Below are 24407 nucleotides of genomic sequence, written 5' to 3'. Positions count from 1 at the left end.
TCCCCCTAGCTATATTTGATCAAGCGTAAGCCTTCTAGCCGCACGGCTTCAGGATATAACGCTTTGTAAATATTGCAATTTGGGGATTGAATATCATAACGACCTGTGGCTTTAAATGTTGCTAAGGGACAACCGCCTGTACACCAATATTTCCATTCACAGGTACGACAGCCTTCTTTTTCTTCAACAGATAAATTCTGAATACCGATTTTATCTTTTCGTATCACACTTAAAGGGTCTGGATTGTCAATTGAAGATACAGTTTTATGTAGTTGCATTTGGCATTTGGCAATTTGTCCTTTGTAATCAAATACAAGATAGCTTTGTCCAACTCCACAGGTACGTTTATGAGGCGATGATAAGTTGGCGCGGTCAATTAATGAACCTAGTAAACTCCGATGGGGTAATTGCGATTCAATTACTTGGAATGTTGCTAACATTCCCTCAATAATTTGAGATTCTTCTAGTTGCAAGTCTTGATAATTAGCTGAGAGTTCGTTTTCTCGATAAAAATTTAAACTAAAAGGTAAATTATATTCTAATATCCATGCCATTAAAGCAGGTAATCCGGCTGCATTCCTACCACTAACTGTAATGGAAATATCGGGAGTCAAACCATTTTGCAACGCGATTTTAATTCCTCTTTCAACATCTGAAAATGAACCTTTACCATTTGCATAACAACGCTGACTGTCGTGAAAGTTGGATAATCCATCTAGTGAAATCATCAGCCGCAGGTTTAATTTTTGCAGCATTTCGACAATTTCAGGTGTAATTAATGTGCCGTTGCTGAGAACAACCCCATCTAAGGCGATATCTGTTTCTTGGCTAAGATATTGAGCATACAAATGGAGATGTTGAATCAAAGAAGAACATAGCAATGCTTCTCCACCTGCATATTTGAGTCTGACGCGACGGTAATTATTTAAAGTGGCAGAACGAAATGTAGATTCTATGGCGGCTTTGCCTATATCGGGTGACATATCTGTTGGCAAATGAGGCAGATAACAGTAGTCACACCTTAAGTTACAACGGTCAGTAATATGTAACCATGCGGTTAAAGTGTCTGGAATTTCGCTGAGTTGCCATGAGTAATTTTCAGGAATGATTAAACGGGCTTGAGATAATTTTTGGATAGCTTGTTGTAAGGTGATAAATTCAATGTCAGGATAATCTAGAGCGATGTCTTGGAGATTATGAGGATTGGTAAAATTTGCTAATATATTTAACGCTGATTTATTTAAAACTGCTAATTGATGATGACTACCGTAACAGATAGAATAACTATCATCTAAATTCATGATTTGTGAGTTGGGAACTCTCACGAATTTATCAAACACCTCTGGAGATGATTTTATCTGTAATGGCGATACTGCTAAAGGGGATAAATCACAAGCACAGTCTCCGCCATCACAGTCGCATTGTCCAGTTGCTGTGTTGTTAGTATCAAGAGAAACTAAAATTTTCGGTGGTTCAATTGTTTGACTAAGCATGAGAAGATGGCTGTTTGTTTGCACGGATTCTAGTGAGAAACATTTGTTGATCGCACCATTCTTTAAGTGCTTTAATATCTTGCCACTGGGATTTAAGTTGCTGAATGAGAGTTTTAGCAAGTTCAATGGGTAGGCGTGCGATTTTATTTTGGAGTAAATTTAATTCATGTCGAATTGAATAGGGGCCGAAGCCTCCATCTAAAAAGATTTTAGGTATGGCTTGAGCATATTTACTAAAGGCAATGTCGTAGTTTGCTTGTTGAAAGGCGACATCACCTTCTATGCGTAATATTCGACCAAAATATAGTCCATGAACATTTTCATAGGATGGGAAGCGATCGCCTAATTCTTGGGCATAATCAGCAATCTTCTCATAGGTTGTGGCATAATAATCAAATTCTGCTTTACCGACTAGACTATCGATAGCGTAGCGAATATCATTGTATTCTAAACTTGTCTTGTAGGAGCGATCGTTGAGTTTGAGAGCTTGTGTTTGTAGAGTGCGATCGCTATTTTGAAACCCTAGATGCCAATACACACTAGCAGTTTGATGTAAAATTCCTGGTAATTCTTCTTCAATACCGTATTTCTCGGCTAGTTTGAGGCTTTTTTCTAAAGCATCTTGAGCTAAACTCAGCAAGTTCATATCCCATTTTACCTGAGTCACATCCCAAATTGCTGGATTTTCTACCTCAGCACTAAACCATTGATTTAAGCCTAATTGAAAGTATCCTCTACACAAAATCCGATTGTCGTTTTCTTCACTGTCACAACGGCTTAAAGCGCGTTCTAGGAGATTTTGAGCTTTTAAATAATTTCCCTCATTCACCCAAATAGTAGCAGAGGCGATTTCCGCATTGGCAATTTCCCTTTCTGTCTCCACACTCGTCCACATATCAATAGCAGCTTTAAAACACTGTTCTGCTTTGATGTAATTTTTTTGGATTCCGTAGAGATATCCCAAGTTATTTTGAATACTAGCCATGACTTGAGTTAAACCTTTATTGGGAGAGTCAATTTCCATTGCTGCGTCCCAACCAAGTTTATAAAATTCCTCGGCGGCTTGATAATTATTCAGTTGACGATACAGATAACCAACTTGGTTGGCGACATTGGGAACTACTGCTGATAATTTTCTATCTAGAACTAGAGATAAACACTTTTGCTGATATTTCAAAGCATCATTATAGAGATGTAATTTAGCATTTAACATCCCCAAAACATTACAAATATCTGCTTGATGTACAGAATCAGCAGACTGTTGAGCTAACATCACCTCTAACTTTTCTACTTCATTTTTAGTAGCATTTTTATCTTGTAAAGCATGAACAATCCGTGACTCAAAAATTTTCAATTTCATGAGTTGATCGGGATGTAATTCTGCTTCAAATTGTTTGGCGATACCTAATAACTGATTCACCAAGCTAAATTTCTTAGATTGACTGCGTATCCTATCAGTTACTGTATACCAAGTGTCAAATCCTGTTTGGGTATTTGCATATAAAGCATTCCATAACCATTGTCTAGTCTTAAATTCTCGCAGTTGTTTAATTTCTTCAATTAAGAAATCCAGATTAGCTGCTTGCTGAGAATGATCAGAGATTCGTTGCATCTCTAATGTTCTTTTTTGGGGGCCTAATTCATAATCTTGCTGCTCAAAATATTTAGCCGCAAGCCGACTATCTCGTTTTCGCCACTCTCTATCAGGGTCAATATCCGGCCAGACATATTTATTCACTAAATCTCGGACAATATCATGTAATGATATTTGAGAACCACCCATAACGGGCTTAATAAAGAAATAACTTTGGGCATCAATAAATAATCTTTCTGCCTCTGCTTGAGATAATTCTAATAAGTGAGCAATGTCATAACTATTTAATGGGTGAATCCTGGAAAGCATGAGAGTCAGTCTATCCATTGATGTCCGCAACTGTGTAATATGTCGCACCATCTCCGCCTCAAATCCACCAGTTTTTTGCAACCTACTGGGGATAGTTTCCACATCTTCCGTTTCTAACCAATCTGGAATCACTTGACGATAGGCATACTCTACGCCAAATTCAATCATAATGGGACTGCCACCCGAAAGCATGACAATCTTTTTGACTAGGTTTTCTTCAAGGGTGAAATGTAGCTGTTCTTCTTTAGAAAGAATGTATGTTTGCACATCCTCATGGGTAAATTCATTTAACTCTAAATAGGTGAAATTATCTGTGGGTGAATTAATTGCTAAAATTTGATGGGCAATGCTAGGACGACCAGCTAAAATAAATACGGCGTTGTCTAATTGCTGACACAAATCACTAATATATTTCCAAGCATCTTCTCTCGTCTCTGGCTGTCCTAATTTTTCAATCGTATCAACGAGAAATACTATTTTCTGTTGTTGGGATTTGCGGTTAATAGCATCGACTAAAAATTTTTCTAACTGTTGGCGTTCTTGTTCATAGGCGATTTTACTCAGACGGTTTTCATCTTCCCTGAGTCGTTTTAACCGGAGTAACCATTCTTGATAGGTGTTATCGTATAGTTGCTTGGCAATTTGTGTACATAAATCTCCTGCATCCTTAAAGACAGGAATATCACAATCTATGATTTCACTTGTGCCAATTGCACATTGATGTAGGCGAGATTTTAATTCATGGAGTAACCAAGTTTTCCCAATACCGCCCCTACCTTCCACTAAAATTATATGTTGTTTCTCAACAGCTTGTACCAGAGAAATAATCCGTTTGAGTTGTTCTTCACGACCAACAAATTCTAATTTATCTAGTCCAGACATGATCAACTCCTGAATCAGTTATTTTCAATCGCTTCATCTAGTTTCTGAATTAAATTTCTATAGGGTATGTCATTATATTCATCGTTGTGTAGATAGTAATTGACGAGAAATTGAAATTCCCAATCTTGTTCAATTTCAGACTTTAACGTTGATAAAAACTCATGAATCTGTTCGCGGTCTGTGTTGTAGAATATGCTAATAGTTTCCTCAACTGTTTCTGCAAAGAAATTTTCGCGAAGTTTTTGCCTATAAGCTAGACTATTATTGCCACAATTAATAAAGCCGGCGTGTTGCTGAAGCTTTTGGAAAAAATATTGCATTGACCAAATACCCGCATTAGCAGAATCATTTTTAGCTTTTAACTGATGGATATATTCCCAGCAGATATCAGCACCTTGACAACACATTTGCTGAAACTGTTCAGGCGAACTTTCCTTTAGCAGTCCAATTACTAGTAATCGCCGTGTCATCCCATCTTTGATGACTGTTTTATCACGAGTGAAAATAGATGTTTTGGTTAATTCGGTATTTAATTTAAAACTATCATCAATAAAGGGTAGTTGAAATCTATTAATGGCTTCCTTTAATATCCAGGTGCTATTGAGTATAGGAAATATACTTAATTTTTCAATTGATTCATATAGATGACTATTTTCTCTGGTCAAACTTTCTCTAATCTGGTCTCGACATTTTTTGAGAATTTTTTCCCATAACTGATGACCATAACTAGTTAAAAACCAATTAACAGTGTAACCACCACTACGATAAACTTTTAATGCTTCAGCAATTCCGCCTGGATGACCACCAGTTAAATACAGTAAATGACTGGCTAACAATGCAATACTTTCTGAGGTCATCTCAATTGGTTTGAGATATTTTGTGGCTGTATCTTGAATGACCTCCCAGTTAAAAGGAGAAAGTGGTAATTTAGCAAAAATTCGCTCTAAAGGAATATCAGTTAAACAACGAGCCGCAATCACAACTCGCAGCCTGCGAGAATTATCTTTAAAAAACTGTAATTCTTTGAGGGATTCTTGAATTCTCCAAGCAAATTCTTTTAAATCATGAAAGATTTCGTTTAAACGTTGTTTACTAGGAGGGCTACCATCTAAATCAATTAAAAGTACAATACCTTTTTTATCTTTATCTTGTAATTGCCATTTAGACCAGGCTTTACGTAATAGTAAATCTAACCTCTCCCCAGAGTTTAATTCATGTCCGGCTGGAGAAGTCAGTTGCAGTGCGATCGCTAATCTTTTTTCTAACTCTGTAATACTGTCATAACTAGATATAGCAGCATAAGCACAACACCATTGTAATTCTTGGAATCGCTTTTGAATTTGTTTGAGAAATTCTGTTTTTCCGTAGCCTTCAGGGGCTATAACTAAGCGGTAGGGAGGAGAATTTAGGGCGGTAATTTCCCTAATTGCGGCATCACGATTAGTAAAGGGAATTTTATCTAGGTCAACTTCTTCTTCTGATTCTGTATATAGTTGTTTTAACTCAGATTCTGCTGTTTCTAGTTCTTGAAATTTATCATCTAGTTGTCTTTGCAATTTATTTTTTGCAACATCATCTAGAGTTTGCAATCTTTGTTGACTGATGATTTCAATTTCAGTTGTTAAATGGGCTATTAGTTGTTGTAGATGCTTCTTACGTAAATCGGCAGAATTTGTCATGGCATTGAGGTAGTAAATTAAAGACTGATCGCATCAAGTTCGCTTTGTACTTGCTCCAGGTCTAGTAAGATAGTGTTAATTTGACGTTGGATGAGATTGCGATCGCCTGCGCTGAGTGTATAGTTAAGTTGGTTATAAGCTGCTTCATAGTCACTACTTAGAGCCTCAAAACGTTGTTGCAAAGTCTTGATTTTCAGTTGTTGTACGCGGTTAGTAGGAGTCTGGCTACGTGCATTTGACAATACAGATGGGGTAAGTTCATCCCAAGCTTGCATTAATATCTCCGCAGGAATCATAAAAGCCGTTTTGATATCTACACGCTTTTTCTCTGCTGCTACCACCATCCCCACCACCCTACCCAGATTTTCATCCCATACCGGCGCACCACTAAAGCCAAGTTCTACCCTGTAACCAGTCACCTTACTATCTTCGATTTGTACCCATCCTTTTCCTTGGCTGTCTCGCAATAAACCCGTCCCCCAAACGCCATCATTGTGTCCTTGAGGAAAACCGAAAGTACGGAAATTGTGTCCCCACATATTGTCCGTAGGGATGAGTTTAATAGCTTGGCTTCCTGGCGGTAACTGCGCTTTGATTTGTAGTCCCGCCACATCTTCACAAGCGGATACATTACCGACTTCTCTCCAGAAAATCACTTGAGCCGGGAATTTTTCTCCTGGTGCAATGAGAGGAAAATCTAAATAAATATCGTCACGAGGAACTGTCACTGTATCCTCTGGTAAAGACAAAGCCGCAGCCACAACATGAGCGCAAGTCATCATATAATTACCACTGCGTCCAGAGACTAAAAAACCCACCCCAACAACCGCACCGTGAGTATGAAAAATGCGGGCGATCGCTGACCTCAAAGATTGAATATAATTTTCTGTACTCACCACCATCTCTTACTCAACCTTGTCTTGCTTCCATTTCAAGGTGATTTCGTAGTTAGCTTCACCACCTACAGAAGTGAAAATTGCACCCGCAGCCGCATTTAACTTAATCCCAAACTTCACCTCCACCTCATCAGCCGGTGTCTTTAGCTGACTGAGTTTAGTGATAATTGCTGAGGCTATAGGTTGTATTTGCTCTAGTACATCATCAAATTTCTTTTTCGCCTCAACAACCATTTGCCCTGTATCCGCTCTAGCAACGCGCACGAGGGAGTTGCTATCCTCTGGTTCATCCACTTCCGCTAAAAATTTTGTCCCGTCTTGCAGAGAAAACTCCGTAATTTGTTTTGTATTCATAGTCAAATTTCATGTATACAATAAATGTTTTAATCTTTGATTATCAAAAAACCAGTAAAAATTTTTACATTATTTTATAATTCCAGTAATACAGAGGCTACTAGCGTGGCAAGCCTTCAATGTTGCAAAAAAATTGTAGGTTGAGTTTCCTGACATCAACCAAACTATGTTAAGCAATATAAAAATACTAGGATTTATTTCTTAGTAAGGACTTTAGTCCTTTTCTGTTCGCGGAGCGTCTCGTAGAGATAACTTTAGTTCTCTCTACGAGACGCTAGGGTGTACACACAAGTATTAACATCTAAGCCATGTATCGTTTTAATCCCCCCTACTACCCTAACCCCCCTTTTTTAGATTTAGGGGATCTAAACTGATTTGATACATTATTAATAACTTTTCAAACAGCCTCTAACGGGAAGAGAGATTTCAACCCCTTTGATTGCATAAAAATACAGTGACAAACCTAAGCCATTAATGAACATTAAAATAAACTAACCCTGATATCCTAATTAACATCTTGTGTAACTTATACCAATTCACAATGGACTAACGTCCCGCTACGCTCTAAGCGCAGCTATGCCGCAGGCTTTACGCAATTAAGAAAGTCAGATACCATCTGGGTTTCAAGCTTTGCATCTGTTGCTTAATTTTGGAGAATTGGTATTACTTTCCAACCTAACCCCCAACCCCTTCCCTACAAGGGAAGGGGAGCAAAGTTTATTTTGAATTTTAAATTGGTATAACCCAGTCCCCAGTCCCCAGTCCCCAATATATATGCCACGCGCCGTTGCTACTAGTAGTTCCAGTCAAACCAAAGCCACAGTCACCTCCAAACTCTGGCTACTGCTAGTGGGAGTCAATCAGTATCAGGATACACAACTACCATGTCTGCGTTATGCCGCAGTTGACTGTCAAGCATTAGCAGAAGCTTTAACAGCAGCAACTCAAGAACAATTTATCCCAAAACAAATCAATATTTACCATGATTTTGCGACAGAATTACCACTGTTAACTAATATTCGCACTCGCCTACAACAAATTACAGATGCGGCTCAACCTACAGATACAATTTTATTTTATTTTTCCGGTCACGGAATGTTACAGCCACAAACACAACAAGCATTTTTGTGTTTAGCAGATACCCAAAAAGATAACTTAGAAAATACAGGTTTAGCTGTTTCAGAATTATTAGAACTTTTAAGTAATAGTGGCGTACAAAATCAGATAATTTGGTTAGATGCTTGTCATAGTGGCGGGATGACATTACGGGGTTTAAATCCTACGCCGCAATTATTAGCAGTTTTACAACAACGCGCCGCTAAAAGTAAAGGTTTTTATGCTTTACTATCTTGTGATACAGACCAACTATCATGGGAATTTCCCGAATTGGGACATGGGGTATTCACATATTATTTAATGCGGGGATTGCGTGGAGATGCGGCTGATCAGCAAGGGGTCATTTCGGCTGATGGCTTATATCGCTATGTTTATCACCAAACTTTGCAATATATAGATAAAACCAATCAGCAACTAAGATTAATTAATCAACAAAAACGTGGTAAAGGTGATACAGAACTGTATAGTGAATATCCTCTACAAACACCAAAACGCATAGTTGAAGGAATTGGGGAATTAATTATAGGTAAAATTCCGGCGATCGCTGAATCTATTACCACCAGAAAAGCCTTAGTAATTGAAGGTATCATCGGTTCACAAACAGCACTAGATTTCAGTAAAGTTTTGGGTGGTGCAGGTGCTTTTGAATTAGCATATTTACCCCGCACAGCTAATACTAATACTAAGGAAATCCGCGAAACTATCAAAGAATGTTTGCTATCTACCAATCAACCACAAAAATATCAAACTGAAGAAGCTATTACTGTCTTATTATATCTGCGGGGACGACTAGAAGAAACCCCCACAGGAGAAGCTGCATTAGTTTTATTAGATGATATTTGGTTGAGTCGTTCTTGGCTCAGGCAACAACTGCGCCGTTCAGTTGCCACACAACAAATTATTATTTTAGATTTTCAAGTTGGAACACATCAAATATCTTTACCAGATTGGATAGAAGACTTACAATTAAACTCCGCCACCGGGCAATGTATCATTGCTGCAACTAGTCCTAAAACCAACCCAGAATTTTTTGCCCAAGGACTTATCGATACCTTAAAAACCGCTTCTACTTCCACTGGTTTATCAGTTGCAGCTTGGATTACACAATTACAAATTCATCTAGCCACACAACCACAAATCACCCCCATTCCACCCCTACAAATTTGGTTATCAGCAACACAAGGCGTAATTGAAATCATTCCCGCCACCACCAGCGCACACAACCAACAAAAACCCACAGCCTTAGATTTAAAAATTTGTCCCTATCGGGGGTTAAAAGCTTTTAGTGAAGAAGATGCTCAATATTTCTACGGTAGAGAATCCCTCACACAGCAATTAATAGCACACATCACCCACCAATCATTTTTAGCCGTAGTCGGTGCATCAGGTAGTGGGAAATCCTCCGTAGTCCAAGCCGGACTCACAGCACAACTACGTCAAGGAAAACAAATCCCCAATAGCGACTCCTGGTTAATTAAAACCATCCGTCCCGGCGCACGTCCCTTAGAGGCCTTGGCGCGACGCTTAGGGGAAGTGAAGGCAGGGGGGCAGGGGGCAGGGGTGCAGGGGGAGGAGATGGGAGAAAGAGCAATGCCCAATTCCCAATCCCCAATCCCCAATCCCCTCCTGTTAGAAGCCATGCTTTACCAGGGAGTAGAAGGCTTTGTGTATTGGCTGCGGAGTCGTCCAGAACCGGTGGTGGTGTTAGTAATTGACCAATTTGAAGAATTATTTACCCTTGCACCAACTGAAGATAGACAGCGATTTTTAGAATTAGTCTTGGGTGCTATCGAGTACGCCTCTGATAAGTTTAAGTTGGTGTTGACCCTGAGAGCCGATTTTATTGCTCCTTGCTTGGAAGTACCTCAACTCGCTAATTTATTGCAGCAGTCTAGTGTATTAGTTCCGCCCACTTTGAGTGATGACGACTACCGCCGCGTGATTATTAACCCTGCTGAACAAGTGGGTTTAAAAATCGAGTCAGGACTAGTGGAAATTCTGCTGCAAGATTTAAACCACTCGGCGGGAGATTTACCCCTATTGGAATTTGTCTTAGAACAATTATGGGAATATCGCCAAGCTGGAGAACTGACGCTGACAGCCTATCAGCAACAAATTGGCGGAATTAAAGGCGCATTGGAACGCAAAGCCGAAGAAGTTTACAAAAATTTAGACCCACAGGCGCAAGAATGTGCAAGATGGATTTTTCTCTCACTGACGCAATTAGGCGAAGGCACAGAAGACACCAGACGCAGAGTTTTGAAATCTGAGTTAGTCGTCAAGAAATATCCTGATGAACTGGTAGAAAGAACACTTGCAGCGTTAACGGCGGCGAAATTAGTCGTGGTGAATTTAGAGGAGGGACTAGGGACTGGGGAGTGGGGAGTGGGGACTGCTCTTTCTTCCGTCTCCTCCCCTACACCCCTGCACCCTCCGAAGTTCCGATCGGAGGAAGCCTCCGCTCGGACTTCTCTCTGCCCCCCTACCTCCCCTGTTACCATCGAAGTAGCGCACGAAATCCTCATTCGCCACTGGTCAACGTTGCGCTGGTGGTTGGAGGAAAATCGTAGTAGACTGCGATCGCAGCGTCAAATTGAGCAAGCCGCAGCTCTTTGGAAACAAAATCACGAACAGTCAGATTTTTTATTACAAGGTATTCGTTTAGCGGAAGCTGAGGAAATCTATGTTAAATACACAGATGAATTATCTATAGATGTCCAAAATTTTATCGCTGCTTGTTTAGATGCTCGGCAACAACAACAATTAGAACAGAAAAAACGTCTCCGACAAGCACAAAAAGCTATAGCTGTGATCAGCATTTTAGGAATAGCTGCTAGTGGCTTTGGTGGTTTAGCCTATACACAACAACGCGCCGCCCAATTAAGAGAAATTGTCGCTTTAAATTCTGCTTCTGAGGCGTTTTTGTTATCTCATCAACAATTAGAAAGTGTCATATCTAGTATCAAAGCCCGACGAGAACTCAAACGAGTTCTTGCACCTGCTGAAGATATCCAAATCACCACCGCCGCAACTTTTCAACAAGCTATGACGCGCACTCAGGAAATTAATCGTTTCCTTGGTCATCAGCAACAGGTAAACGCCATCGTTTTTCACCCCAATGGTCAGATTTTAGCTTCTGCTAGTGATGACGGTACAATCAAAATTTGGTTTAAAGACGGTCGATTAATTGAGAATATTATTACACCATCAAGATTAACCGCGATCGCTTTTAGTCCCAACGGTAAATATTTGGCTGTCGCTAGTGCTGATTATAGTCTGAAAATCTATGCTTTTGACGCTAGGTGTTTGTCCCAAAAATGTATCAAGCTCATCCATAATATTCCTGCTCACACCAATGTAGTCACTGATATTATTTTCAGTCCAGATAGTTCTATCATTGCTACATCTAGCTTCGATGCCACTATTAAATTATGGCGAGTTGATGGGCAATTAATTAATAGTTGGATTGCTCACAATGGTTGGGTGAATTCTATCACATTTAGCCCAGACAGTAAAATAATTGCCTCTGGTGGCGAAGATAAATTATTAAAACTTTGGCGCACCGATAACGGTCAATTAATTCAAACTTTGCCTGGACACACAGCTAGTATTACCTGTGTGCAGTTTAGTCCTGATGGTAAATACTTAGTTACTGGTAGTCGTGATCAAACGATTAAATTGTGGAATGAACAAGGCAAACTCATACAAACTTTTATCGGACACAATAACCAAGTTAACCACGTTGATTTTAGCCTCAATAGTCAACTAATAGTTTCTGCTAGTGCTGACAAGACTATTAAACTCTGGCGATTAGATGGTAAATTAATTAAAACTATCTCTGGACACGGTGAACAAGTCCAAGATGTAAAATTTAGTCCTGATGGTAAATATATTGCTTCTGCTAGTAGAGATAAAACTATCAGACTCTGGCAAATAAAACCTGAGATGACATCAGCTTTAAATAATGTGCAGGATTTACAATTTAGTCCAGACGGTAAAATTTTTGTTTCTGCTGGCTGGGATGGTAAAGTTACTATTTGGCAAAGAGAGCAAATTGTCAATGCGTCACAATTAACTACATTCTTAGCTCATCGCGATATAATTCAAAATCTTATTATTAGTCAAAATGGTAAATTATTGGCCACAGCTAGTGCTGATAAAACTGTTAAAATTTGGGATATTCCAACCCAAAAATTACTCCTAACATTAAAAGGTCATCAAGATAGAGTTACCAGCATTATTTTTAGTCCTGATAATCAGACAATCGTCTCTGGAAGTGCTGATAAAACTGTCAAAATTTGGCAATTATCCAATGGTAAATTGCTGAGAACGATTACAGGACACCAAGATGTAATAACTAGCCTGAATTTTAGTCCTGATGGTCAAATATTAGCGACAGGTAGCGACGACAAAACAGTAAAAATTTGGCGAATTAGTGATGGTAAACTAGTGAAAAAATTACTTGGACACGGTTTAGCGATCGCCTCAGTAAAATTCAGCCCAAATGGTAAAATATTAGCCTCCGCCAGTTGGGACAATACCATCAAAATTTGGCAACTACCAGACGGCAAATTAATGCAAACCCTCACCGGACATACAGACGGTGTAACTAGCATCACTTTTACAGCAGATAGTCAAATTCTCGCTTCTGGTAGTGCTGACAATACCATCAAATTTTGGGATATCACAAACGGTAAATTACTCACCACACTTTCAGGAAATTCCGAGAAAGTGAATAGTGTGAGTTTGAGTCCTGATGGTAAATTACTTGTGAGTGGTGGCGAAAACTCTGGGGTAACACTGTGGAATTTAGATTTAGATAACTTGATGCAGCAAGGATGCTCCCGCATTCATAATTATCTTGAGCATAACAGCAATATTAGCCCAGGCGATCGCACCCTTTGTAATTAAAGCGACTGTTGAAAAGTTTTGATAGCATCTACATGATTCACCATGTTAATGCAACGTAATAATAACTCTAAATCTATCCCTTTCACTTCTTCACTCTGAGAAACCCTTTCATAGTAAGTTCCAGTGTCATCTACACGCAAATGATAGACATCTAAAACCCCATCTTCCCAAAGCCAAACTTCGGGAATCTTCAGCCGCTTGTAAGCCTCTAGCTTATTAATACCACCACTAGTAAAAACCACCTCAATCGCCAAATCAGGACGTACTTTCCCAGGAACAAGCTTATAAGATTTATCTGCCTCCCGTTTAACAGCACCAGATTCACTTTCTAGCGTCATTGAGCCGGTAGGAGTAAAATCAAACCCTGCTATAAGTAGGTAAAGTTCTAATAACGCACCAATTCTTTCCTTAACAGTTTCGTGGTCTTCTCCTAGCCTTCTCCTAATCTCCAAAACGCCATCCAGAAAAGACAACCGATAGCCTGGACGGTCTAACAACCCCTCAACTGCTTTGAACTCTCTCCAAGTCATTCCCTCAAACAACAGGGGTGATTCTTTTGCGGTTGTAGCGATGATGGTTGCTGGTGTCATGTTAGTCTCCAGTCGGATTCGCTGTGGAAGACAATTTACCAATTGTAATTCCAATTTTAAAAAATCTAAAATCCTAAATGGTTTGTCCCTTGTAGGTGCAGTCAATCCAAAATCCAAAATCTAAAATTAGTTGACTCATCCCTACAGATAGGTATAAGATTGCCCTAGATAGAAGGGGAGTAGCTACTGGCATAAAATTCAATAGCCAGTACATCTGAATCAACACACTGGCGATGAGCCTGGTTCAGATGACAAATAACAAAGATTTGGTAGCGAGACCTTCACTAAGTTCACAAACAACACTACTTGTGAGCTTGGTGGGGGCTTTTGGCATTCATCAAGCTCACATGACACGCGATTATTCAGGAGCTTGAGAGAGTGCTAACAGCTTTTACCGCAGGTTTATTACTAATTACAGTTTCAGAGTTAGGCGATAAAACATTTTTCATCGCTATGATTTTGGCAATGCACCATTCACGAAGATTGGTATTTGCAGGCGTAGTAGCTGCCTTAGCCGCCATGACTGTCCTTTCAGTGTTATTTGGTCAAGCGGCTTCATTATTGCCCAAAATTTATATACATTACGCTGAAATTGCTTTATTTATCGCCTTTGGCTTAAAGCTGTTGTACGAAGCTGTGAAGATGACGGCAAAAGCCGAGAAAGCGGAAATGATGGAAGAAATCGAGGAAGCTAAAGCCGCAGTCGAAAAAGCAGAATTGCAGCTACCCAAGCAAAAAACACCCTTATCCATTTTGACAGAAGCCTTTGTTCTCACATTCATGGCAGAATGGGGCGATCGCACTCAAATTGCCACCATTGCCCTAGCCGCAGGTAATAATGCCATTGGTGTCACCACAGGAGCAATTTTAGGTCATGCCATTTGCGCTGCGATCGCTGTTATTGGTGGCAAAATGATTGCGGGACGCATTTCTGAGCGTCAACTCACCTTTGCTGGCGGATGCCTATTTTTGATTTTTGGCGTGGTTGCTGCCATTGAGGGAGCATAACAATTCAAAATTCAAAATTCAAAATTCAAAATTCCCTACGGGTACTCTGCGAGAACGCCTTTGGCGAACACGATAGCGTTGCCAAGCATTAGCTTGCGCCTACAAAATTCAAAAAACAGCCCTTAATTTTTAAGGACTGTTCTTTTTTCATGGTTTAGACGTACTGTCTGGGTTTGGTGTAGCTGATGTTGTGGTTGTAGGATTTGTTGTGGCTGTAGGTGTTGCTGGTGCAGTGGCGGCTTTGTTGATTTCATCTTTGTATTGTGCGGGAGCTAAAGCCACAGCACTATCAAACAAAGGTTTTGCTTCTGTCAGCTTACCTTGTTCCTTTAACACCATCGCCTTAGCTAAAACTGGGCGAAAATCTTGGGGAGCTTTCTTAATCGCCTGATCAAAAGTAGAAATAGCTTGAGGATAGCGTTTTTGGGTAGCGTGGACATTTCCCAGTAGTACCTGGACAGCCACCGCATCTACACTGCCTGGTTGAATAGTATTCTCTTGAGCAGCATTAGTCAAAGTTTCTTGTAGCAAGCCCACAGCCGCCTCTGGACGTTGTTGATCTAACAACAAAGCCACCATACCCTGTAAAGCCTTCAAATCCCCTGGCTTTGTGTCTAAAATAGCCCGATAAGCTTGAGCGGCTCCTTCCTTATCACCAATTTGCTGTTTAGCTTGAGCAAGTAAAACCCCATACTCTGACTGCTGAGGATTGAGTTTTGCTAGCTTTTCTAGAGGTTCAATCACCCCATTAATATCACCCTGTTTTACACTCAAAAGTTGTAACCTTGCTTGTAATAACCCCTTGAGCGCGGTTTGGTTTTCTGGTTCTCTTTGTAAAACCAACTCATAACCCCGTACCTCATCTTGCAACTTAGTTATCTGGTTTGTAGCAGCCACACTACCAGGACTGGTAGTAGAACTAGGGGTTGAAGATGACGTATTAGTAAGCGCACCGAAAATGGGAACTAAGGAAATACCTACAAAAGTCAGCACTGCCAGTGCTAGAATTAGCTGAACTATCCAGCGATTGCGCGGTTGAGACACGATTTTTACCCCCCTCCAAAACTCTCATCCCATTATTATTCACACAAACTCGAAAGTTAAAAATTTCCAAAACTGTGCGGAATACCGCCAATTATCTGTGAATTTTATAACAATTGATTATTAGCATTGCTAAATTAAGTGATGACTTTAGGAAGAGCCGTCAAAATAGAAGCTATGATATGCTTCCGTAACTAGTCTAAAGACGCTAGATTACACATTTAGATCATGAATTACTAATCTAGCGTCTTTAAAATTGTATAGAGCGTCCTGTTGTGATTTTGTGAAAAGTCAATTGACTTTCATTAGCCACACAAACGCTCTTTCCAGATGCTTTAGTAAAATCCCACAATGGGATGTGTCTCCGCCGCAAGGAGTTTTTATGAATTCCGACCTGATGCCTTCGCCTGATTCCGCTCACTCTTTTGCTTCTAATGAACCTCAAACTACCAAAGAGGCAGCCGCTAACATTCAATTAGCCGCAACCCAGCCCTCTCAGATTGAGAATTCATCTGTTAAATCCAGTGAAACCGACACCCATGAAAACCTAGCCGACCGTCAACAGCCAATACCACCTCCGAGCGAACCAATGCAGTATCGTGCCATTGGCTTAGTCCGGGGACGTTACCAAGCCAGCGATGAACATTTTACCCAAGGTGCTTTAGTCACCCCAGATGGTGTAGAACTAAACGCTGTCTTGTTAGGTCGGATTATGAGCTTAGTCAAAAATCACCTAGACCTAGAAAAAGACCATTTGTGGGTAGTTTATCCCCGCACGAGACAAGAGAATGACACCTTACACATTCAAATTGTGGGCGTGTGGGAGCCTGAAAACCTTGCTAAAAATTTAGCAGAAGCAGAGGCGCAAACATCACAGACAACCGACAATAGTTCAAAAGAACAAAGTCAAGAAGCCACAAACCCCATACCGCCTTCATCTCATATTCCCGATGGAGGTTTTTCTGTGCGTGGAGAAGTGGTTTACCAGTCTTTTGAATCGAAAAGCTTAGTAGTGAAAATTAAGCAAGCTCCACGTAAACCGACAGACAAACCCAAGTATTTCAAATTGAAATTACGGGGTGTACTGACCACCAAAGCCGTAGGCAAGTTTTGGGACTTCCAAGCCAAGCGAGAAGCTGACGGATTGGTAATAGAAACAGCAGAAGCGATCGCTGATTTGCCCAAAAAACGTAGACCCCCCTTCAAAGGTGGCGGTGGCCCTCGCGGTGCTGGTGGCGGTAGCAGAAGACCATTCCCCCCCAGAAGACCTGGAGAAACTCCACGTCCCGTCAAGAGAACAGGCGGCGATTCTTCGGCAGTTTCTAAACCCTTACCAAAACCGTCTTCGTCTTCGCCCAGTTCTACACCTACTCCCAAGCCGATTAAACGACCAAAACCAACCCAGGAATAGGGATCGGTGATCGGGGATCGGGCATTGGGCATTGGGCATTGGGCATTGGATTTTCTCCCCCAGTCCCCAGTCCCCAGTCCCCAGTCCCCAGTCCCCAGTCCCCAGTCCCCAGTCCCCAGCCTTAAAAGTCTCTCCAATGGTCTTGGGGCATAAATGACCTTTCCATTGGAATTGGGGCTACTGGTTCTGTGAGGGTAAAATTGCCTGCTGCAATCCATTGTTTTAACTCTAGGGCAACTTGTCGAGATAAAAACATACTGGCTAAAGGCGCAGCTCTGACTGTTTTACCCTCAATGGTGACACGCCCGGATTTTAACTGGGCGTAACTCACCAAGCCAAATGTCGGTCGTACTCGTCGAGGAATAGAGAAATCTACTATCGGTGCAACTAAATCTTGATCCTGCACTGCACAGTGTTCTACAACCTGTTCGTTTAATAAAGGTATGGGTACACCGACACCCAACATTAAGGAAGGGCCATAACTCTTAAAATAACAACCCCTGACCCAACGACTATCCATTTGTTTAGCATCCCCAATTAAGGCTAAAGTCGCAGCCGGGCCGATGGGTGTTTGATTGGCAAGACGCTTCTGTAAGGGAAAATGTTGTGTACCTTCCCAAGCCACGTAACCCACACCACCGCCTAAGAAAATGCGCGTGCCGATGCCAATCAGTTGTAAATTGGGGTCATTGAAGAGGGGAGAAATTGCTCCAGGGTTAGAATAGACGGCATTACCTAAACGCGGTTGCAAAGGGCCGAGATAGGTATGTAATGGGCGATCGCCTCCATTCACCCCTACAATAAAATTTTGATAAAGATTACGGGGATTAAATAAATAAAACTGATTTATCGTGTCGCGAGTAATGGAAGTCTCAAAACTGGCTCTAGGATAACAGTCTGTTACTTGTCCTTGAGCTCGCACATGAATGGGTTTACCTGCGATTAAATCTTCAATCACATGGCCGCCACCTCTTTCTCTGACTTCTTCCCCGTCCATTGTGTCTACAGCACAGCTAGCACCTAAATATAAATCGACTGCGCCAAAACCTGTATAGGCGGGTACACCATCCACCCAACAACGCCGAATTTTGATTGGTGGGTCGGTGTGTCCCAAATTAATAATTGCACCACTCGATTCCATCGGTTCAAAAGTGCCAGTGGTGACGACATCCACTTCTTGAGCAGCTTTACTCACACCGATTTCCGCGACTCGTGCTTTGAATTCCTCAACCGTTAACACCACCGCAGTTTGGCGGTGAATTTTCTCGTTAATTTCCGCAATAGTTCGCATTGTTCACGTAGCGGTTTGACATCCTCATTCTAGGGTGATATTTCTGCACTGACTGAGATATGTTGAAAATAACAGCGATCGCCCTATCCCAAGCAACGAAATCATGGGAGCGATCGCTTTACCCATCTCGCTCATTATTCAAGCAAGAAAAATTAGCTCAATAATTTATTGTAAATACCAAAAAGCACCCCCCGAAAGGAGAGTGCTTTAATTTTTATTCAGTTGTCAGAATTAACCGTTGATAGCAGGCGCGCTGATAGCAACAGGAGCAACTTCACCAGCAGCCAAGTCTAAGGGGAAGTTGTGAGCGTTACGCTCGTGCATTACTTCCATACCCAAGTTAGCGCGGTTGATGATGTCAGCCCAGGTGTTGATGACGCGACCTTGGGAGTCAATCACTGATTGGTTGAAGTTGAAGCCGTTGAGGTTGAACGCCATTGTGCTTACGCCCAATGCTGTGAACCAGATGCCGATTACAGGCCATGCAGCTAGGAAGAAGTGCAAGGAACGGGAGTTGTTGAAAGAAGCGTATTGGAAGATTAAGCGACCGAAGTAACCGTGTGCAGCTACGATGTTGTAAGTTTCTTCTTCTTGTCCGAATTTGTATCCGTAGTTTTGGGATTCGTTTTCGGTGGTTTCGCGAACCAAGGAGGAAGTTACCAAGGAACCGTGCATTGCGGAGAACAAGCTACCACCGAATACACCAGCCACACCTAACATGTGGAAGGGGTGCATCAGGATGTTGTGTTCTGCTTGGAACACGATCATGAAGTTGAAGGTACCGGAGATTCCCAAGGGCATACCGTCAGAGAAGGAACCTTGTCCGATGGGGTAGATGAGGAATACTGCGGTTGCTGCTGCTACGGGAGCAGAGAATGCTAGGCAGATCCAAGGACGCATACCCAAACGGTAGGATAGTTCCCACTCACGACCGAGGTAGCAGAATACGCCGATCAGGAAGTGGAATATTACCAATTGGTAAGGGCCACCGTTGTACAACCACTCGTCTAAAGATGCTGCTTCCCAGATGGGGTAGAAGTGTAAACCAATCGCGTTAGAAGAAGGAACAACTGCTCCGGAGATGATGTTGTTTCCGTAGATTAAGGAACCTGCTACGGGTTCGCGAATACCGTCGATGTCTACTGGAGGTGCAGCGATGAAGGCGATGATGAAGCAGGTGGTTGCAGCTAGCAGGGTGGGGATCATGAGTACGCCGAACCAGCCGATGTATAGGCGGTTGTTGGTGCTGGTGATCCAGTTGCAGAACTGCTCCCATACGTTTGCGCTTTTGCGCTGTTGTAAGGTTGCTGTCATGTCTTTATGATTGCGTTTTGGTTGATGTATGTATCAGGCGGTTTTGTTTTCGCCTGTGAGTATAATTTACACTGCTTTACAAAACTTTATCAAGTCCTCAGAATTTTATAAACACAATACTTTTGATTAGTTTTACTTATTCAAGGTCAGATGAGTGCGACCTTCTGGTGTGCGGGTACGCCATCGCCCTCCTATAAAGGATTAGCCTCTGTCACCACTTCAGGCAGTGGAATGAACTCTGTTTCATCTGGCACACTAGCAAAGCGGCCGTCCCGCCAATCAGCTTTAGCTTGCTCTATTCGCTCTGGTCGGCTAGAGACAAAATTCCACCATTTGTAGCGTTTGCCCAACGGCTCACCGCCAATCACAATACACCGAGCAGTATCAGCAGCAGAAACCTTGACTTGATGACCTGGCTCTAAGATGGCAAGGCGATATGGCTCTAAGGGTTCATCATTAATGCTCAATCCCTCTGTCACGCTGTATACTGCTCTTTCTGAATAATCAGTAGGAATAGTAAAGTGAGCATTGCTAGAGAGCATTACATCTAAATAGAGGATGGGTGAAAAAACTTTCACAGGTGAAGTATAACCATGTGCTTGTCCGGCAATGAGTTTGATGACAGCCCCATTTGCTTCCCAAGTGGGAAGGATGTCAGCCTTATAGTGGATGAACCAAGGATCTGTTTCTTCATGTTCAACAGGCAGAGCAACCCAGGTTTGAATGCCATGAATCATGGCTTCGTTGTGTCGGTCAATGTTGGGTGAGCGTTCTGAGTGTACAATCCCCTTTCCTGCCGTCATCCAGTTCACAGCACCAGGTTGAATTTCTTGTACAGTACCTAAACTATCACGGTGCATTAAAGCACCATCAAACAAGTAAGTTAATGTTGCCAGATTAATATGAGGATGTGGCCTGACATCGATACCTTTGTTGGGTGGCAAAACAGACGGGCCGAGATGATCAAAGAATATAAACGGCCCAACCGTTTGACGATGAGGATATGGCAAACTGCGGCGGGCAATAAACCCACCCAAATCTTTAACTTCAGGTTCAATCAGTTGAACTATTGCCATGAGTAATGGGGGGTAATTGTTAAATGCTGGAATAATTATAAGTAGATCAACCTGACAAAAAGCTAACCGTGCAGAACAATCATGGAGAAAGCAACTTTTGGGGCTGGCTGCTTTTGGGGTGTGGAAGCAGCATTTCGGAAGGTAAAAGGAGTAGTATCAACCTCAGTTGGCTACATGGGAGGGCATTTTCACAACCCTTCTTACCTGGATGTGTTATCGAGAATAACAGGCCATGCAGAGGTAGTGCAGGTAGAATATGACCCATCTGTTGTGAGTTATGAAGAATTGTTAGCGGTATTTTGGGATATTCATGACCCAACCACACTAAACCGTCAGGGGCCGGATAAAGGAGAACAGTACAGGTCTGTAATATTTTTTCACAATGCCCAGCAAGCAGCAACGGCGCAGGAGTCAAAAACCAAGCTTCAGATGTCAGGCAAGTTTGACCGTGATATTGTGACAGAGATTAAGTCTGCTGGTCAATACTACTTAGCAAGTGAAGAACATCAACAATATTTTGAGAAGAAAGGCAGACATTAAAGGGACTTCCAACTAAAAAAATATACAATCGCTGTGGTGAGCAGGGGGGCAGGGAGCAGGGGGAAAATCAAAATATTCTCTCTCGGAAATTGGATAATTTATTTTCTGGAAGCCCCAAATAACAGCTTAATCTATTCAAGTGAGGATTTTTTATTGTATTAATTTACACAAAATGCTTTGTTGTTTTAGAATGATGAAGTGATGGTGTAACCGCCGACTTGATAGCGATCGCTAAGTGCAAAGAGAAAACTATGAAGTACCACATTTGCGAGGAGGAAGCGACAAGAGAATGGCTTACCCTGGAATCGATTGATTATATTGTCGAATGTTTGGACGCTTGTCAAACCCTAGAAATGGTGGCTGATTTACGGGCAATCTTCCCCAGGGCTGCGCTGCGTTCGGCAAGTATTAAAGTAAATGAAGTGCAACGTCAACGGCTGATTGACTGGTTGCAAATTTTGAATCAAGAAGACAAAGCTGCATAGTTTTTTCTGAGACGAAAAGCGATCGCCTATAGTAAAGCATCAGCCCATCGTTAAAAAATGGCTCATTTAATCTGATTTGATTGTTGTATATATTATGGTCAGTCAATGGCGATCGCTTGTTGCTATAGTTCAGTACAAGATTATCCCCAATTATGATGAAATTTGTAGCTCTATTAAGTCAGTACAGCATCTCCCAATCTTTTTAAAATTCGCAGCACTTCCCCTAATTCATGTCTTCGGGGAAATAGCGAAAATGTGCGAGAAACATCGTACAACGGTGTGTTATCAAAACTGAGTTTGAGAAATACAAATTCATCGCCGTTGGTGGCCATACCAAAAACTGGGCGATCGCTCACTGGGTTGGTGAGCATATAAGCTAATAATTGGGGTAACGCTGCCAAAACTGGAATACTTGTACGTTTCGATTCGACAACTAAAATCCAAAGCTTTTCTTGCACAACCAGTGTGTCGATAAAACCGCGAATTATGGTTTCCGGCTCTTCCAGTGCCAATTCTATTCCGTAGGGTGAGCGAATTCGGTAAGGCGGATCAAGAAAACCTGCTAATTCTAACAGTGGCGACACTACTAAAAGATTAATTGTACCTTCTAATAACAAACCGTCAACGCGATGGTAGTCATAACGTTGCTTGATGCGTGCAATACCAGCTTGTTCTTGTTGATTCAGTTCAGGTAAATTATCAACCCATTCATTAAAGAAGCGATCGCTATCGGCTTGATGTAAGTTACAGCGTTTTTGTAAATCGCTCAAGCTTTTAATTGTGTCAGTAATGCCAAGGCTAGAAACCATCTGCGGTGATCTCATCTTTGCTTTTAGTTTAACAAAGTCACGGCTGATAAAATTAACTGCGATCGCTATATCTAATCTTCTGGAGATACAGCATCATCACTTAGATGATTAACTGGTTTTTCCTCTGACCATTTTTCTTTATCTTCAGGGGGTTGAGAAACTATGACTAACTCAGTTTCTTGCTCATGATTATTTCCCCATTCATCTAATACATCTTTAATTAATACTTCTTGCACCCAAATTTTGAAGACAACTGTTAAAGGTAAAGCTAAAAATAACCCTAAAAAGCCGAAGAAAGTCACGAAAAATAATTGGGAAATTAAGGTGACTGCTGGTAGTAAAGACACTTGTTGTGCCATTACATAAGGTGTAATGAAATTACTTTCTGCCTGTTGAATAACAAAATATAAACCCAAAACAGCAACGGCTTTCCACGGATTATCTAAAAGCGCGATCGCCATTGCTGGAACTACGCTCATTGTGGGGCCGAGATTAGGAATTAAATTTAAAAATCCGGCTAAAACTCCTAAAGCTAATGCGGCTTTTACTTTTAAAATTGATAAGCCAACTACACTCATCAATCCTACTACGCCCATAGCGATGAGTGCGCCTGTCACCCATCCTTCTAAGGAGAGTTCACACTTGTCTAAAATCCCTTCGACTCGGCGGCGATAAAATGAGGGAAACAGTCTCACAAATACCCTGCGATAAGCCAAGGGGTCAACTAATAACATTCCCGTTAACACTAAGACTAACAGCACATTTAAAAGCGCACCAAAGGAAACAGAAACAACAGCAAAAGAACTGCCTAAAACTCGATTCACAAAAGGCTGTGCTTGTTGAATTAAACTGTTGATATCTGGGATGAAAGGAATTAATTGTGGCGGGACAAGGGGTCTTAATTCATTCATCCAAGTATTAAAACGGTTCACCCCTTGAGGTACACGATAGGTTACTTCCTGAAACTGCTGGGCAAAAGGTGGGACGATCAACCAGAAAAAACCGATGACAACAGCAAAGAATATCACTACCGAGAGAAACACCGATAGTCCTCGCTTGAGACCGGTTTGTTGTAACCGCCTAGCTAGCCGATTTAAGGTAGTGGCTAAAACCACTGCGGCAAACATCAGCAGCAACACTTCCCGAATTTGCCACAATATATATAAAGAAAGAACTATGGCGATTAAGCCTATCCATTGACCAAGGTTCACAGGTTGACTCCCAGCTTTTGGCGTGATGCAAATTCCTTGCAGTTCCAGTAGGTTAGCTGATTTTTACCGTTCTCGCCTAGAGGTTTTTAGTTAAGTTTGTTTTTGTGCTTGGAATCGCCAGGCCAGTGCGATCGCCATAATCAAAGTAGGTAACAAAACAGTAACTAAAGCAGTTGTATCGGTGGCAGGAAGGGGAAAATAGGGAGCCACGTACTTAATTAACGCCGATAGTAATGCTGAGGCTAAGAGCAACTTCACAATAAAACTTAACTGATTTTCCATAGAAGTACGGCAATTCACATTTTTCAGTAGGGTATCTACTCACTCAGAGTGCATGATCTAGTCTTTAGAATAGACCTATAACTACACAAACCTTTACAATTCACATTTTGTCTTA

The 24407-nt window shown here is 41.4% G+C and carries 18 protein-coding genes; 5 read left to right on the top strand and 13 right to left on the bottom strand.

The genetic code is table 11. From position 1 onward, the window contains the following. Positions 1-5: 5 nt before the first annotated feature. From CLI64_RS10050 to CLI64_RS10030, 5 genes are read right to left on the bottom strand one after another with little or no spacing between them, the layout of a single operon-like run. Positions 6-1493 carry a radical SAM/SPASM domain-containing protein gene (locus tag CLI64_RS10050; RefSeq protein ID WP_103137094.1) on the bottom strand — a complete coding sequence of 496 codons (1488 nt, stop codon included), beginning with the start codon at positions 1491-1493 and terminating at the stop codon, positions 6-8. After that, on the bottom strand, positions 1486-4278 hold the full coding sequence (locus tag CLI64_RS10045) for a tetratricopeptide repeat protein (RefSeq protein ID WP_103137093.1): 2793 nt from the start codon (positions 4276-4278) through the stop codon (positions 1486-1488). The genes CLI64_RS10050 and CLI64_RS10045 overlap by 8 nt, the downstream gene beginning before the upstream one ends. 14 nt (positions 4279-4292) lie before the next feature. After that, a complete protein-coding gene (locus CLI64_RS10040) occupies positions 4293-5957 on the bottom strand; it encodes a hypothetical protein (protein ID WP_103137092.1) in 1665 nt (554 codons plus the stop codon). 17 nt (positions 5958-5974) lie between these two features. After that, the gene (locus CLI64_RS10035; protein WP_225977554.1) at positions 5975-6853 is read right to left on the bottom strand and encodes a trypsin-like peptidase domain-containing protein; all 879 of its coding nucleotides are present in this window, start codon (positions 6851-6853) and stop codon (positions 5975-5977) included. Positions 6854-6862: 9 nt separating this feature from the next. Continuing rightward, a complete protein-coding gene (locus tag CLI64_RS10030; RefSeq protein WP_103137090.1) occupies positions 6863-7207 on the bottom strand; it encodes a CU044_2847 family protein in 345 nt (114 codons plus the stop codon). 774 nt (positions 7208-7981) lie between these two features. On the opposite strand from CLI64_RS10030, the gene CLI64_RS10025 reads away from it, so the two are divergent. Further along, a complete protein-coding gene (locus tag CLI64_RS10025; RefSeq protein ID WP_103137089.1) occupies positions 7982-13234 on the top strand; it encodes a caspase family protein in 5253 nt (1750 codons plus the stop codon). Here CLI64_RS10025 and CLI64_RS10020 read toward each other — a convergent pair. Then, complete coding sequence (locus tag CLI64_RS10020; RefSeq protein ID WP_103137088.1) at positions 13231-13824, bottom strand: Uma2 family endonuclease; 594 nt, start codon at positions 13822-13824, stop codon at positions 13231-13233. The two genes, CLI64_RS10025 and CLI64_RS10020, sit on opposite strands and share 4 nt — an antisense overlap. Positions 13825-14202: 378 nt before the next feature. On the opposite strand from CLI64_RS10020, the gene CLI64_RS10015 reads away from it, so the two are divergent. Then, positions 14203-14832 (top strand): TMEM165/GDT1 family protein, encoded by a 630-nt coding sequence (locus tag CLI64_RS10015; protein WP_103137087.1) that lies wholly within the window; start codon positions 14203-14205, stop codon positions 14830-14832. A 147-nt stretch (positions 14833-14979) separates the two neighbouring features. On the opposite strand, the gene CLI64_RS10010 is transcribed toward CLI64_RS10015, so the two are convergent. After that, positions 14980-15876 carry a tetratricopeptide repeat protein gene (locus tag CLI64_RS10010; protein WP_103137086.1) on the bottom strand — a complete coding sequence of 299 codons (897 nt, stop codon included), beginning with the start codon at positions 15874-15876 and terminating at the stop codon, positions 14980-14982. A 379-nt stretch (positions 15877-16255) separates the two neighbouring features. On the opposite strand from CLI64_RS10010, the gene CLI64_RS10005 reads away from it, so the two are divergent. Then, positions 16256-17284: a hypothetical protein gene (locus CLI64_RS10005; protein WP_103137085.1), complete on the top strand. Its 1029-nt coding sequence runs from the start codon at positions 16256-16258 to the stop codon at positions 17282-17284. Between the two features lie 121 nt (positions 17285-17405). Here CLI64_RS10005 and CLI64_RS10000 read toward each other — a convergent pair whose 3' ends face one another. The 3 genes from CLI64_RS10000 to CLI64_RS09990 all read right to left on the bottom strand — a co-directional run bounded on the left by CLI64_RS10000 (position 17406) and on the right by CLI64_RS09990 (position 20965). Continuing rightward, positions 17406-18575, bottom strand: a complete 1170-nt coding sequence (locus tag CLI64_RS10000; protein WP_103137084.1) for a homocysteine biosynthesis protein — start codon at positions 18573-18575, stop codon at positions 17406-17408. Between the two features lie 231 nt (positions 18576-18806). Then, complete coding sequence (psbA, locus tag CLI64_RS09995; RefSeq protein WP_103135588.1) at positions 18807-19889, bottom strand: photosystem II q(b) protein; 1083 nt, start codon at positions 19887-19889, stop codon at positions 18807-18809. A gap of 191 nt (positions 19890-20080) precedes the next feature. After that, positions 20081-20965, bottom strand: a complete 885-nt coding sequence (locus CLI64_RS09990) for a pirin family protein (protein WP_103137083.1) — start codon at positions 20963-20965, stop codon at positions 20081-20083. Between the two features lie 81 nt (positions 20966-21046). On the opposite strand from CLI64_RS09990, the gene msrA reads away from it, so the two are divergent. Together msrA and CLI64_RS09980 are read left to right on the top strand one after the other, a co-directional pair. Then, on the top strand, positions 21047-21505 hold the full coding sequence (msrA, locus tag CLI64_RS09985; protein ID WP_103137082.1) for a peptide-methionine (S)-S-oxide reductase MsrA: 459 nt from the start codon (positions 21047-21049) through the stop codon (positions 21503-21505). Positions 21506-21756: 251 nt separating this feature from the next. Then, positions 21757-21990 carry a hypothetical protein gene (locus CLI64_RS09980; protein WP_103137081.1) on the top strand — a complete coding sequence of 78 codons (234 nt, stop codon included), beginning with the start codon at positions 21757-21759 and terminating at the stop codon, positions 21988-21990. 173 nt (positions 21991-22163) lie between these two features. On the opposite strand, the gene CLI64_RS09975 is transcribed toward CLI64_RS09980, so the two are convergent. The 3 genes from CLI64_RS09975 to CLI64_RS09965 form a co-directional block, all read right to left on the bottom strand. Continuing rightward, a complete protein-coding gene (locus CLI64_RS09975; RefSeq protein ID WP_103137080.1) occupies positions 22164-22799 on the bottom strand; it encodes a type I restriction endonuclease subunit R in 636 nt (211 codons plus the stop codon). Positions 22800-22870: 71 nt separating this feature from the next. Then, positions 22871-24010, bottom strand: coding sequence for an AI-2E family transporter (locus CLI64_RS09970; RefSeq protein WP_103137079.1), 1140 nt, complete (start codon positions 24008-24010; stop codon positions 22871-22873). 90 nt (positions 24011-24100) lie between these two features. Continuing rightward, entirely contained in the window at positions 24101-24292 is a 192-nt protein-coding gene (locus tag CLI64_RS09965; protein WP_103137078.1) for a hypothetical protein, read from the bottom strand. Positions 24293-24407 lie beyond the last annotated feature (115 nt).

It is taken from the genome of Nostoc sp. CENA543, from assembly GCF_002896875.1.
In the GTDB taxonomy this organism is placed as follows: Bacteria; Cyanobacteriota; Cyanobacteriia; order Cyanobacteriales; family Nostocaceae; genus Trichormus.
Note: the sequence above shows the minus strand (reverse complement) of the source record. Positions and strands in the feature narration are given on the sequence as shown.